This window comes from Acinetobacter calcoaceticus (assembly GCF_051947995.1).
GTDB lineage: Bacteria > Pseudomonadota > Gammaproteobacteria > Pseudomonadales > Moraxellaceae > Acinetobacter.
This window is the reverse complement of sequence record NZ_JBLVVH010000001.1, coordinates 123938-137845: the sequence shown is the minus strand read 5'-3', so window position 1 is coordinate 137845 and position 13908 is coordinate 123938. Positions and strand designations below refer to the sequence as shown.

Below are 13908 nucleotides of genomic sequence, written 5' to 3'. Positions count from 1 at the left end.
CTGATCTAAAGTAATTTAGATCAGGGTGTTTTTTTAAGGTGTATTTACCCCAAACTGACGTAAAATTTTACACAACTGAATCATTGGCAAGCCCATCAAGGTGGTTTGATCATCACCCACCATTCTTTCAAATAAGCTGATGCCCAAGCTTTCACATTTAAAACTGCCCGCACAATGCAAGGGTTGGTCAATCTCAATATAGCGCTCAATTTCTGCCAAGGTCAGCTGACGGAATTTGACTTGGTAATGTTCGACCCGTGTCGTTTCAAAGCCAGACTGTACATGTTGAACACTGAGCGCAGTGCTGAAAAATACAGTTTGACCCGAGTTGGCCTGTAATTGCTGAATGGCATTTTCAACACTTAGCGGCTTGCCAATGAAATCGTAAGGTGCATGTTCACGCCAAGCGACCTGATCGGAACCAATCACAATCGCATCTGGATGTTGCGCAGCAATCACAGCTGCTTTCTCAAAAGCGAGACGTTTAGCCAAGTCATCGGCATGTAATTCACCTGTTGCAGATTCATCAATATCAGGAGAGATACAGCGATAATCTAGTCTTAAACGATCCATGAGGTCTTTACGGGTCTGGCTGCCGGATGCCAGAATTAGTTCATATTGACGCATTACACTGCATATTCCACAAGAATATTGAGCGGTACATAGTGTAGAACTGCATTGTGACATGCATTCAGTTTGATCGGTGGGGCATGCCCAGCCTGATAGGCTTCAACCCAGCGCGTGACACAGATACACCAGAAGTCACCCGGTTTAAGCCCGGGAAAGCCGACTTCTGGTAATGGTGTGATCAGGTCATTGCCGACTTTTTGTGAGAAATTCAGAAATTCAGAGGTCATTTGCGCGCACATGGTGTGTTGGCCTGAGTCGGTGACCGCGGTATGACAAAAACCATTACGGAAATATCCGGTTAAGGGATCATAACAACAGCTGGCTAAAGGTTCGCCAAGCACATTTAAACGATTAATTTTAGGATCTGGATGAATAGACATAATAATAATAAAGATCGAGTGACGCTGATTATCATAATCAAAAGTGACGGCTTCGGCAGCTTTTCTGCAAAAAAACTCACCTTTATTTCAGAGAATCATTTAAAATTGTGCCGTTTTTAAAATCAACTAGAGAGCCATCCATGAATTTTCAGCGCATGACTGATCTTGATTTAGCAGGTAAACGTGTCCTTATTCGTGAAGACTTAAACGTTCCTGTAAAAAATGGGGAAATTACCAGTGATGCACGTTTACGTGCGGCATTGCCGACCATTAAAGCTGCTTTAGAGAAAGGTGCGGCAGTGATGGTATTTTCTCATTTGGGTCGTCCTGTAGAAGGTGAGCCAAAACCAGAACAATCACTTGCGCCAGTTGCTGCTTATTTAAGCAAGGCTTTGGGTCAAGACGTTAAATTATTCACAGACTATCTAGATGGTGTGGACATTGCAGCAGGTCAGGTGGTATTACTTGAAAACGTGCGATTCAACCACGGTGAAAAGAAGAATAACGAAGAACTGGCAAAAAAATACGCTGCACTTTGTGACGTATTCGTAATGGATGCATTTGGTACAGCGCACCGTGCAGAAGCATCAACAGAAGGTGCAGCACGTTTTGCACCAATCGCAGCGGCAGGTCCATTGTTGGCGGCTGAATTAGATGCGCTTGGTCGTGCCATGCAAACCCCAGAAAAACCAATGGTGGCGATTGTTGCAGGTTCTAAAGTATCGACCAAGCTTGATGTATTAAACTCATTGTCTACCATCTGCGATCAATTGATTGTTGGCGGCGGTATTGCCAATACCTTCCTGGCAGCAGCAGGTTATAACGTGGGTAAATCACTTTACGAAGCTGATCTGGTTGAAACGGCAAAACAAATTGCTGCAAAAGTCAGTGTGCCATTGCCAACGGATGTTGTGGTTGCAGATGCTAGCCAGATCAACTTTGAAGACTTCCTGGGTTCATTGGCAAGCGCGCAAGCTGTTGTGAAAAATGTTGCAGATGTGACTGACACCGATATGATTCTGGATGTTGGTCCTGAAACGGCTAAAGCATTTGCAGAAATCCTGAAATCTTCAAAAACCATTCTTTGGAATGGCCCAGTGGGCGTATTTGAAGTGGATCAATTCGGCGAGGGGACCAAAGCACTTTCTTTGGCAATTGCTGAATCTGCTGGTTTCTCGATTGCTGGTGGTGGTGACACATTGGCTGCGATTGATAAATATGAAGTTGCGGACCAAATCGGTTATATCTCAACCGGTGGCGGTGCTTTCCTTGAGTTTGTAGAAGGCAAGACTTTACCGGCGGTTGCGGTTCTACTTGAACGTGCTTAATCAAGACATAGCGCTTTGATTAAATAGAGAAATAAAAAAAGAGTCGATTTAAATCGGCTCTTTTTACTTTTGTATCACATGGTCGTCATTAAAATGTCATATATCTGAAATATGCTTGTCACAAGTTAACCAAGTTACTGTGGAAAGCCGTAATGAAATTTAAATTGACCCTTGCCGCGCTAATCATTGCTCCAATCATGCTGACTGCATGTGCAAAGAAAGATGAATCGAAGAATGCTGAACAGCAAGATCAGGCAGCTTCTGCTGTATCTACTCAATCGACACAGACCACTCCAGAACAACAAGCTGCAATTGATGCCATTGATAAGCCCAATTTAGATGAACATAATAGCGATGTTGTAGAGCATGCGGCAGCTTCAGAAGTTGCTGCGAGCCAAGCTCACTAAGCCATACAGAAAATAAAAGCCGATGTAGAAACATCGGCTTTTTTGTATTTAGGCGTTGGCCTTGCAATAGAAGGTGAGGGTGGTCTGATAATCATCATCTTTGGCTAAAGAGGCATTTTTACCTGTAATGGTGCCAATCACACCTGCGGCGGCTTCAACCATCTTGCCGGTTTGCTCATCCACCACACCTTTGAGTACGCCTTGATAGGCGGTTTTTTCATCTACAACAACAGGTGAGGTATTGCGGTTACAGGTTTTTTGAGCAGCACTAATCGCATTATTTTTGGCGATCAGGTTGGTTTTACCAATGCCCGTCACTTCATATTGATTGTTTTCTTTTTGAATGGCCAATGTATTGGTTGGTGTAGATGCACATGCCGTTAGACCCAGTGCCAGACCGCCAACTAAACTCATGATAAAGGTTTTTTTCATTGCTTGTTCTCAAGTGATTACGTAATCATATTATTTGAACATATAATTTATGGGGGCTTTGGCAGGTTATGTACAGTTTGTGCAGAGACTCTGTTAATTTTGTCAAATGAATGATGAGCTTAGTAATCATGAGGTTTTCCATTTATTGACAAAAAGTAATATAACCCATTATGACAAGCAGGAATTAGGCATAGTGGAATTGATTCAGATTATGCTAATCTAGCGCCATCCTTGTGTTAGTTAGATTCATTTCAATGACGGACTCAAATATAGAGACAATTCATCAAAATATTCATCAACGTCAATCTATTGGGCAACTCATTGAGCCTGCACCGAATACAGAACAACTCGAAAAAGCAGTGCAAGCTGCGCTGACTGCCCCAGATCATCATCGTTTAAAACCGACACGTTTTGTCATCGTTACTGCTGAGCAGCGCGCTGCTTTTGGTGAGCATCTGGCTAAGGCCTTGGCAGATCTCGGAGAAACAGATACTGCCCAGCTCGATCGGGTCAAGCAGCATCCATTCCGTGCGCCGTTGCTGGTTCTTGCTTTAACGACGCTTCAGGATCATCCCAAAGTACCGCACTTTGAACAGATCCTGAGTACGGGCGCAGCGATTCAGAATTTCTTGTTATCTTTACAGGCTCAAGGGTTTGCCAGTATGTGGCGTTCAGGTGCCGTCGTTGAGTCAAACTGGTTAAAACAGCAATTGGGCTTAAAAGAGCAAGATTTAATTTCAGGAATTATTTATATTGGCACTGCGGCAAAGGCGATTGCACCGCGTGCAGAAATAAACAGTCAGGATTTTGTCAAGGTGTGGCAAGCAAACTAAGTCTGGTTTGTAATGATGAAAGAAAGAAAATAGGTTTCAGGATAAAAAATGACAGAGTTAAAATTTAGCGATTTAGTTGAACCGGTGGCTGTAGATCAGAAAACAGCATTAAGAATTACAGTATTGGGTGGTGGTAGTTTTGGCACAGCCATGGCTAACCTGGCTGTGCGTAATGGCTGCGATACCATGATCTGGATTCGTGATGCTGCCGTCGCAGAGGAAATTAACCAGACTCACGTCAATAAACGCTATTTACCTGATTTTACTCTGGAAGCCGGATTGCGTGCAGTCGCCGATCTGGAGCTTGCAGTACGTGACCGTGACATTATTCTGGTGGCGATTCCGAGCCATTCATTTCGTGATGTGTTAAAGCAGATTGCACCGTTTATTACATCTCAGGCTGTAGTTTCATTAACCAAAGGGATTGAAGCCAAAACCTTCAGTTTCATGAGTGATATTATTCGTACAGAATTGCCAGAAGTACCCTACGGTGTGTTATCCGGTCCCAACCTTGCCAAAGAAATCATGGCAGGTATGCCATCAGGCACGGTGATTGCCAGTGATTCTGAACTGGTTCGCTATGCCGTTCAGCATGCCTTACATAGTGCTTTATTCCGTGTGTTTGGTAGCGATGATGTGCACGGTGTGGAATTGGGCGGTGCACTGAAAAATATCTACGCCGTGGCGATGGGGATGGGGGATGCCTACAAGATTGGTGAAAATACCAAGAGTATGATCCTAACCCGTGCTTTGGCTGAGATGAGTCGTTTTGCGGTCAAGCAGGGGGCTAATCCTTTAACATTCTTGGGGTTGTCGGGTGTCGGTGATTTATTCGCAACCTGTAATAGCCCGTTAAGCCGTAATTATCAGATTGGCTTTGCGCTGGGTTCAGGTAAAACTCTGGATCAGGCGACCAAAGAGCTGGGACAGACCGCTGAAGGGATTAATACCATTGTTCAGGTGCGTACCAAAGCACAAGAACTGGATGTGTATATGCCAATTACCAATGCACTCTATGAAGTAATTTTTGAAGGCGCACCGCCTATGAATATTGCGTTGTCTTTAATGAAAAATGGTCATCGTAGCGATGTTGAATTTGTGTTACCTCATCATGAAGTCTAAGCAAAATCATGAGATGTATCAAAAAACTGTCATCTATTCGCGTTATGATACCGCTATAAAAAATAAGGTCGTTTTATGCAGTTAACTTTAGTTCGTCACGGTGAAGCATCTCCAGCCATCAGTGGAAACGATACGCAACGCCCCTTAACCCAGCGTGGTCATCAGCAGGCTGAGCAAACCGGGCAGTTTTTAAAAGATGTGATACAGCCGGAAATCTTTGTGGTGAGCCCTTTGTTGCGTGCTCAGGAAACTTTGGCCCATATCAAGGCACATTTTCACGGTATTCCCGTATTGATTTGCGATAAAATCAAACCGGATGATGAGGCCAAAGATGCAATTGAATGGTTGTCAAAATTACCGTATGAGTCAATTGCAGTGGTCTGTCATATGAATGTGGTGGCGCATATTGCTGAACAGTTGACCCATGAGAACTTTAATCCATTTGCATTGGCAGAAGCCCGTATTTATGATCAAGCTGTGATCGCGAATGGACTATCGACACAAAAGAACCGTTTTACGCCAACATTATAATTTTTATATATCCGCGTTAGGATAAGGGTACTGAACACCGATGCTGTATTTATGGATGCCCGAAACCAATGGAACATGGTATTGGTCGGCTGGGGAAAACTGGTTGCAGGCAGACAGTCTTGAGCAACTGATTCAAGACTTGCAGACGCATAGCGGAAAAGAGACCGTGGTTTATTTTCCAAGCCGTCATGCGCAGATGTTGCAACAGGCGATGAGCAAGGTACATTACAAACAACTGGGACAAGAAGGGATTAAATATCTTCTGGAAGAGTTTGTAAGCTTGCCGATTGACCAGATGAAAGTGGTACATCATTTTCAGCAGGATCAGGTCAGTATTCTGGGGGTAGCACAGTCAAGTATTGAAACCTGGCAACATGCACTTAGTCTGTTACCTGTCCAGATCAGTGCCTTCTTGCCTGACTTTCTGATTTTGCCTGAACCCGCACAGCATGAAGTGGTGCTGGTCAATCTCTATGATCAATTACTGGTCAGGGAAAATGCATGGTTGGGGAACTCGGTGGATGATCTGGGTTTATTTCTTGAGTTCCAGCCAGCTGAAACGCAGTTTAAGTTTGCCAATTTAAATGCTGCCCAGATGGACAGTCTGGCAACGGCATCCAGCAAAGACCAGCGCACGGAATTCAGTTATCAATTTCAGCCCCTGTTAAAAGCGAAACAGCATCCGTTTAATGTTTTGCCGAAGTCAAAACATGCCGAAACCCAATGGTCGGGTTATTGGAAAGCTGCCGCGGCAGTGTTGTTGGCTGTGATCGTGGTGCAACTCGGCTATGATGCCTTACGCTGGTCGAAACTGAAAAAAGTTGCGGATCAGACCGCTGCTCAAGCCATTGACCAATATAAATACTGGTTCGGCGAAAATATCAGGGTCACTGAACAAAATATCAAGAGCCAGTTTGAAAGCCAGTTACGGATGAGTCAGCTGGGCGATACCCAGGCACTTTCGCTATTAAGTCGTGTCGGCCCCATCCTGATGCAAAAACAGATTGTGGCCCAGCAAGTCAGCTATGAGGCTTCAACACTGGCCATGTCGCTCAAGGCAAAATCGGCAGAAGATCTGCAAGGCTTGACCCAACAGTTAAATCAACAAGGTTTTCAGGCTGAGTTAGGTAATGTGCAGGCGGACAGTGCCGGCGCAATCGGGGTGGTAAAAGTAAAATAATGAAAGCACTAACACGTTTACAAAACAGCTTCGACCAGAAAATCGAAGCGCTTAATGACTATCTGCAAGGTTTATCTGTACGTGAGCGCGTGATGGTGATTTTTACGACCATCTTTGTGATCGTGACTATTATTGGTTTTTCCTTGTGGAAAATGCACGCTTTGGCCGATCAACAGCAAAAACGTTTAAATGAACTCAAGGATCTGACCGTCTGGATGCAGAGCAATGCTGCCACCATGAAACCTGCCAATGATCTTGCACTGTCCGCTGCAGACAAGATTCAGCGTACCGCGCAACAGCAGGGCCTGGCTGTCTCCTCACAGCAAAATGGGGAACAGATTCAACTGGTGGCTGAACATCAGAACTATGCCGTTTTAGCTAACTTTTTAATGCAGTTGTCACAAATGGGCATTAGCATCCAAAAAATGGATATGGTGTCAAATAACAATCAGATTAAACTGACTGCAACAGTGCAATAAGATCAGGGTTTTGGATTTTTTACACAGTATGAAGGCTCAGCCTGAATGCGTAGCCTTTTTGTAATACCTGATCTTTCTTGGCAGGCGACACTGGAACTCACTCATAAACCGTAAACAAAGTCAGGGAAGGCCGGTTGTATGAGGAATAATACTGCATAGTTTCCTGTCTAGAGTAGGTGGGCGTATTTTTTCCTGAATATAAATAGGTTGTTGGGACTAAAGAAAAAAATCAGCAAACTGGCTTATAAAGTTTGCCAACAGGGTCTCCTTATCTACATTTGAGGTCTCGTTTGAATGGTTTTGTAGAAGTCAGGCAATATATGGCTGAAATGTCACCAGACCTTAAAAAATAACCCTATGTCAGGCATGGTGTTTTGATACGCCTATGCCTATAATATGCCTACTTGAAAAAACAGTAGACTGTGATTGGTATGTTATATTCATTGGCTCGCCCTTTGTTGTTTACTTTAGCGCCAGAGCGTGCACATGAACTTACACTTTCAATGCTGGATAAAGCCCATAAAATTGGCTTCATGCATCAGAAAGTAGCAGCAAAACCTGTGACATGTATGGGCATTGAATTTCCGAATCCTGTAGGTCTTGCCGCTGGTTTGGATAAAAATGGTGCGCATATTGATGCTTTAGCAGCTTTAGGCTTCGGTTTTATCGAAATTGGAACCATTACACCACGTCCACAAGCAGGTAATCCTCAGCCGCGTCTATTCCGTATTCCTCAGGCAAAAGCCATTATTAACCGTATGGGTTTTAATAATGACGGTGTGGATAAACTGATCGAGAATGTCAAGGCGGCAAAATTTAAAGGTGTGCTAGGCATCAATATTGGTAAAAATGCCGATACGCCTGTTGAAGATGCAGTTTCTGATTATCTGATCTGTCTCGAAAAAGTTTATAATTACGCTTCTTATATTACGGTGAATATCTCATCGCCAAACACCAAAAACTTACGTAGCTTACAAAGCGGTGACGCACTGACAGAGTTGTTACAAACATTAAAAGATCGACAACTAGAGCTGGCAAAACAATATAATCATTATGTTCCTCTGGTGCTTAAAGTTGCACCTGATCTCACAGCAGAAGATATTGATTTTATTGCAGCACAATTACTGCAATTCAAGATCGATGGTCTCATCGTGACCAATACCACGCTGGGCCGTGAAGGTGTCGAAAACCTGGAAAACGGTAATGAAGCAGGTGGCTTATCTGGTGCACCTGTATTTGAGAAAAGTACCGAATGTTTACGCCAGTTTGCGAAAGTTCTCGCAGGTCAGATTCCTTTGATCGGCGTCGGCGGTATTCTGGCAGGCGAACATGCGGTTGCGAAACAACAGGCAGGAGCGAGCCTCGTTCAGGTCTATAGCGGACTGATTTATACCGGTCCAACCCTGATTAAAGATTGTGTTAATGCGATGACATTGTGAAATGAACACGCTTGATATCATTATTCTGGTCATCTTGCTCATTGGAGGGCTGAACGGTTTGCGCCAAGGATTTATTAAAGCCTTTGCCAACTTGATCGGATGGATATTTGCATTGATCATTGGAGCAAAATACGCTGTGGTCTTGGCCCCTGCGATGAGCAGTCTGAGCCAAGACCCGGTTGTGCAAAAAATTGCAGCTTTTGCTTTTATCGTATTGATCATCGTGGTGTGTACTTGGATTGTTTCGGCATTACTGAATGGGCTCTTGAAAAGTTTAAAACTGGGCCCATTAAATCGTTTAGCAGGGGGCGCTTTTGGTTCCCTTAAAGGGCTTTTGATTGTGCTGATCACCATGCAGGGGCTTGGACCTTGGGTTGAAAGTTCACCGCACTGGAAACAGTCTAAATTCGTACAAATTTTATTACCTTACGCACCTTTGGCAACTGAAATGTCCAAAGATGCGGCAAATCAAGCTTTACATCAAATGACATCCGAAGGTGCGTTATTACATCGCCCTTCACCAGAAATGGACGAATCAGAACGCGCATCAGTCACTGAGCGTTCTGATCATTCGACGAAAAATCCTTTTTATTAATCGCTAGCTTGTCGCGAGGTTGCTATGTGTGGAGTTGTTGGGATAGCCGGTAAATCACCAGTGAACCAAATGTTATTTGATGCCTTAACGATGCTGCAACATCGAGGACAGGATGCCGCAGGGATCGTAACCTGCCACCAAGGGCGTTTATTTCTCCGCAAAGATAACGGTATGGTACGCGATGTATTTCATACCCGTCACATGCGTGCATTGCTTGGAAACTACGGGATTGGACATGTGCGTTACCCAACCGCAGGTTCATCCAGCAGTGCTGAAGCACAGCCGTTTTATGTAAACTCTCCTTACGGGATTACCCTTGCACACAATGGTAACCTGACCAATGCCGCAGAAATTCATGATGACCTGTTTAAAACAGATTTACGTCATATGAATACGGATTCCGATTCCGAAGTTCTGCTCAACGTGTTTGCGCATGAACTGCAAAAGCTCCGCACTTTAAATCCAACGCCAGACGATATTTTCCATACCGTTTCTCGTGTACATGAGCGCTGTAAAGGTGCTTATGGCGTGGTTGCCATGATCACAGGCCACGGCTTGGTCGGCTTCCGTGACCCGAATGGTATTCGTCCGCTGGTCTACGGTTCTCGCGAAACTGAGCAAGGCACTGAATATATTATTGCTTCTGAGTCTGTGGCGATTACCGCACTCGGTTTTAAAGTTGAACGTGATATTGCGCCAGGTGAAGCGATTTTCATTGATGAGAATGGTCAGTTGTTTAGCAAGCAATGTGCTGCAAATCCTGAATATCGTCCATGTATTTTCGAATACGTGTATTTTGCACGTCCAGATGCCACGATTGATGGTATTTCCGTGTATAAAGCCCGTTTGAAAATGGGTGAGAAGCTGGCGTACAAGATTTTGAAAGAGTGGGGCGAGCAGCACGATATTGATGTTGTGATTCCAATTCCGGATACCAGCCGTACTTCCGCTTTAGAATTGGCGAATATTTTAGGGGTGAAATTCCGTGAAGGTTTTATGAAAAACCGTTACATTGGACGTACCTTCATTATGCCAGGTCAGCAGCAGCGTAAGAAATCGGTTCGTCAAAAGCTGAATCCGGTCGAGCTTGAGTTTAAAGACAAGAATGTACTTCTGGTTGATGACTCGATTGTGCGTGGCACCACCTGTAACGAAATTATCCAGATGGCCCGTGATTCGGGAGCGAAGAAAGTATTCTTTGCTTCAGCTGCGCCAATGGTGAAATATCCAAACGTCTATGGTATTGATATGCCAGCCAAGGCTGAACTGATTGCATCAGGACGTACCGTAGAAGAAATCCGTGAAAATATTGGTGCAGACCGTCTGATTTTCCAGGATCTGGAAGATTTAAAAAATGCCGTGCGTACCAGTAAAGTGCCAGATCTGACTGAATTTGATTGTTCAGTCTTTGATGGTATTTATGTCGCAGGTGGAATTGACAAGGCTTACCTTGATAACCTTGAGCAAAAACGTAGCGACTCTGCTAAAAATAAACTAGATAGCTATATCGATGTGAATATTGATGCCGCTTCGGTAGATTTAACCGGTATCAAAGAAATGTAAACCTTTTGGTCCATAGAAAAGCGGGAATTTCCCGCTTTTTTATTTTATGATAGCGGATACGGAAGTCCTTACTAGAAACAATGTAATCAGGAAAATTTACATTGAGAGAAATGAGCCATTACTTAATCGAAAATAAGAATATTGCATGGTCAATGAGCTTTTGTTGGCTGGCGATGTTGTTGACTGTTTTTATTCTGAATCTAATTTTAGGTTTGGTGGTTCATTTCTTTGATTATACCCAGCCCATCTGGTGGCATGCGCTCAGTCCCTATTTTATTCTATTGCTGATTTTTGTGCTGTTCTGGTCGGTGGGTGCAGAGTTGTATGTACTCCGTGAGGGCGGACATTCACTTGCCAAGCAATTAAAAGCCAGACGTCTGGTTTTTGATGAAAGTACACCGGAAGAAAGTACGGCATTGAAAATTGTCGAGCAAGTGGCCAAAAGTTTTTCCATCGATCCTCCAGCAGTCTATGTATTACCGGATGAAGTCGGGGTAAATGCCTTAACGGCTGGGTTTAGATCACAGGACATTGTGATCATCCTGACCTGGGGCGCTTTGCAAAATCTGGATGAGCTGGAACTGTATGGTTTGCTCAGTTATGAGTTTAACCAGATTTTATCCGGTGAAGCCGTCGAAAATACCAAGCTGAAGCTGTTATACAGTGGCTTGACCACGTTTAGCCAATGGGGCAGTAAGCTGGCTCAGGCTGGATATAGTCCCTATGCAACGTCCTATCGCAATAAGTTTGAAACCATTTTTGTCGCGATAGGGGGCGTGATCTGGCTGATTGGTAGTTTGGGTATTTTGATTACTCGTGCAATTAAATATCTCACTTTGAGTGGGCGAACCTTTCGCAATGATCTTAAGACTATGCGATTGATGAATAATAATGCCAATATTCAAACCTTATTACGGATTTACGTGCATCATTCCGGTTCGCAAATTCATAGCGCCTATTCTGAATCCATTTCACATATGTGTTTTGCCAATTCATTAAGTCCGCAAAGCTGGATGAATATTCATCCCAGTATTAAAGACCGCATCTATGAATTGAACCCGACCTTATTGCAAGATTTACAGTTGGAAAATCTCAGAAAACTGCGTAATCGTCCTTTATTCAGCCTGTTTCGTTCGCTGGAAGAAGAAACCACCGACATTACCACGCCGTGGAGCTCACCGCAGCCTTTGCCGCTGTTGCGTTTATCGCCGATTAGCTTTGCCTTGAACGATGCGATTAAGCCGCTTAACCCAGAGATACGTAAAAATAAGAAACGCCCTGAATTGATTCAGCGCGCCATGCAAACCGCAACGGGTTCGCGTGAGGTGATGGTGGCGATTCTGATGATCCGTCAATATCGCGAATTTATTCCGCAGGATGCACCGGTCAGCCATGCCATCGTCGATGCTTTATTGAATCTGGATGGTCGTATTCATGTGCAGATTTTCCATGATGCCTGCAAGAATATTGGGCACATGCCAGCCAGTATCGCCCGTCAATTTCTTACCAAGCTGGCCTGTATTATTCAGGAAGATGGGGAAGTGGGCTTGCTGGATGCCTTGTTGCTCGAACGCGTCAAACATGAACTGAATTTAATGCCGGCCCATTTACCTGCGGCTTTTGAAGATGTGAAATCCCAGATTGTGCATTTGATTGATGCCTTGCTGCATGTTCAGCAAATTAATAGTCCAAATCAGCTTGAGGTGCGGGAACGTATCTTGCAACTGCTTTTGACTGAAGATGAAATGCAAACCTATGCCGATATTTCAGATGAGCCACTGGATCTGGCGGAAATCCTGAATGATGTGTCAGGCTTGTTATTGCGTGATCGTCTCAATATTTTGTCAATTGCAGAAAGATGTCTTTGGAACGACCGGATTATTACTCAGGATGAGCTGGATGTTCTAGAACTTTTATATTGGCGTCTGGGATTCGATACGCATGAAGTGGTTGAGCAAATGCAAAAGAAAAATAGTCTGATGATTATTTAAAGGACATGCAGGTGCGCGTGATTTTTTGATAAAAACGTTACGTGACAAACACATAAAATGCTGCCATTTCAAGGTAAGCTTGCCATTTATTTTTATTCTTGTATTACGTGTTTTTGAGTAATTTATGGAACATATTGAAATTTTAAAAGCCTTGTTTTTAGGCTTTATTGAGGGTTTAACCGAATTCCTGCCCATTTCAAGTACAGGTCATTTGATTTTATTTGGTCATATGATCGACTTTCATTCCGATGACGGTCGTGTTTTTGAGGTGGTGATTCAGCTGGGTGCGATTCTGGCGGTTTGCTGGCTGTATAGACAAAAGATTTTTGACCTGATCAAAGGGTTTTTTAGTGGAGATGCAGAAGCACGGCATTTTGCTTTTAGCGTTTTACTGGCATTTATTCCAGCGGTGGTGATTGGGGTATTTGCAGTCGATTTTATTAAGAGTGTCCTGTTTAGTCCGCTGGTGGTTGCGATTGCTTTAATTGTCGGTGGTTTGATCATTTTCTGGGTGGAATCGATTAAATTTGATCATAAAACCACGGATGCAACCAAGATTACCTATAAGCAAGCGTTTCTGGTGGGATGTGCACAATGTGTGGCCATGATTCCAGGAACCTCACGTTCAGGTGCGACTATTGTGGGGGGGATGTTTGCAGGGTTGTCACGTAAAGCCGCAACCGAGTTTTCATTCTTCCTGGCAATGCCGACCATGTTGGGCGCAGCAGTATTTGACTTGGCACGCAATGCGGATGTATTGACACAAGACAATATGCTGAATATTGCGGTGGGTTTTGTTGCAGCCTTTATCTCGGCACTGTTTGTGGTCAGTGCACTGGTAAAATTTGTTGAACGTCATACCTTACGTGTGTTTGCTTGGTACCGTATTGTTCTCGGTATTATTTTACTGTTTGTTTTCCTATAAATAATAAAAAACTCTCCCTTTTAGCAAATGCCAAAAGGGAGATTCTCAGTTAAGATTCCAGTCTCTTATTTCT

15 protein-coding genes are annotated in these 13908 nt (G+C 43.8%); 12 read left to right on the top strand and 3 right to left on the bottom strand.

The features are described 5' to 3' along the window. Positions 1 to 33: 33 nt before the first annotated feature. Positions 34 to 627 (bottom strand): Maf family protein, encoded by a 594-nt coding sequence (locus tag ACNQO6_RS00725; protein ID WP_150953538.1) that lies wholly within the window; start codon positions 625 to 627, stop codon positions 34 to 36. Next, complete coding sequence (locus tag ACNQO6_RS00720) at positions 627 to 1010, bottom strand: DUF2237 family protein (RefSeq protein ID WP_005229802.1); 384 nt, start codon at positions 1008 to 1010, stop codon at positions 627 to 629. Before ACNQO6_RS00720 ends, ACNQO6_RS00725 begins: the two co-directional genes overlap by 1 nt. Positions 1011 to 1150: 140 nt before the next feature. Between ACNQO6_RS00720 and ACNQO6_RS00715 the strand changes: the two genes are divergently transcribed. Then, positions 1151 to 2338 carry a phosphoglycerate kinase gene (locus ACNQO6_RS00715; protein ID WP_440207809.1) on the top strand — a complete coding sequence of 396 codons (1188 nt, stop codon included), beginning with the start codon at positions 1151 to 1153 and terminating at the stop codon, positions 2336 to 2338. 152 nt (positions 2339 to 2490) lie between these two features. Then, positions 2491 to 2745 carry a hypothetical protein gene (locus tag ACNQO6_RS00710; RefSeq protein ID WP_032872047.1) on the top strand — a complete coding sequence of 85 codons (255 nt, stop codon included), beginning with the start codon at positions 2491 to 2493 and terminating at the stop codon, positions 2743 to 2745. Between the two features lie 48 nt (positions 2746 to 2793). Here the strand turns inward: ACNQO6_RS00710 and ACNQO6_RS00705 are convergent, their stop codons facing one another. After that, positions 2794 to 3177, bottom strand: coding sequence for a hypothetical protein (locus ACNQO6_RS00705; RefSeq protein WP_440207808.1), 384 nt, complete (start codon positions 3175 to 3177; stop codon positions 2794 to 2796). 254 nt (positions 3178 to 3431) lie between these two features. On the opposite strand from ACNQO6_RS00705, the gene ACNQO6_RS00700 reads away from it, so the two are divergent. The 10 genes from ACNQO6_RS00700 to ACNQO6_RS00655 all read left to right on the top strand — a co-directional run bounded on the left by ACNQO6_RS00700 (position 3432) and on the right by ACNQO6_RS00655 (position 13835). Beyond that, the gene (locus ACNQO6_RS00700; protein ID WP_440207807.1) at positions 3432 to 4010 is read left to right on the top strand and encodes a nitroreductase family protein; all 579 of its coding nucleotides are present in this window, start codon (positions 3432 to 3434) and stop codon (positions 4008 to 4010) included. Between the two features lie 48 nt (positions 4011 to 4058). Beyond that, entirely contained in the window at positions 4059 to 5132 is a 1074-nt protein-coding gene (locus ACNQO6_RS00695; protein ID WP_396512883.1) for an NAD(P)H-dependent glycerol-3-phosphate dehydrogenase, read from the top strand. Positions 5133 to 5207: 75 nt separating this feature from the next. After that, positions 5208 to 5663 (top strand): SixA phosphatase family protein, encoded by a 456-nt coding sequence (locus ACNQO6_RS00690; protein ID WP_440207806.1) that lies wholly within the window; start codon positions 5208 to 5210, stop codon positions 5661 to 5663. Positions 5664 to 5703: 40 nt separating this feature from the next. Continuing rightward, positions 5704 to 6843, top strand: a complete 1140-nt coding sequence (gene gspL / locus ACNQO6_RS00685) for a type II secretion system protein GspL (RefSeq protein ID WP_343579659.1) — start codon at positions 5704 to 5706, stop codon at positions 6841 to 6843. Beyond that, on the top strand, positions 6843 to 7322 hold the full coding sequence (gene gspM / locus ACNQO6_RS00680) for a type II secretion system protein GspM (RefSeq protein ID WP_009508583.1): 480 nt from the start codon (positions 6843 to 6845) through the stop codon (positions 7320 to 7322). Before gspL ends, gspM begins: the two co-directional genes overlap by 1 nt. A 431-nt stretch (positions 7323 to 7753) precedes the next feature. Continuing rightward, the gene (locus ACNQO6_RS00675; RefSeq protein WP_440207805.1) at positions 7754 to 8761 is read left to right on the top strand and encodes a quinone-dependent dihydroorotate dehydrogenase; all 1008 of its coding nucleotides are present in this window, start codon (positions 7754 to 7756) and stop codon (positions 8759 to 8761) included. 1 nt (position 8762) lies between these two features. Further along, positions 8763 to 9356, top strand: a complete 594-nt coding sequence (locus ACNQO6_RS00670; protein ID WP_199950348.1) for a CvpA family protein — start codon at positions 8763 to 8765, stop codon at positions 9354 to 9356. Positions 9357 to 9380: 24 nt separating this feature from the next. After that, positions 9381 to 10919 (top strand): amidophosphoribosyltransferase, encoded by a 1539-nt coding sequence (purF, locus tag ACNQO6_RS00665; RefSeq protein WP_343579662.1) that lies wholly within the window; start codon positions 9381 to 9383, stop codon positions 10917 to 10919. A 101-nt stretch (positions 10920 to 11020) separates the two neighbouring features. Then, positions 11021 to 12910: a peptidase M48 gene (locus ACNQO6_RS00660; RefSeq protein WP_396512879.1), complete on the top strand. Its 1890-nt coding sequence runs from the start codon at positions 11021 to 11023 to the stop codon at positions 12908 to 12910. Between the two features lie 124 nt (positions 12911 to 13034). Continuing rightward, entirely contained in the window at positions 13035 to 13835 is an 801-nt protein-coding gene (locus tag ACNQO6_RS00655; protein WP_343579663.1) for an undecaprenyl-diphosphate phosphatase, read from the top strand. Positions 13836 to 13908: the final 73 nt, after the last annotated feature.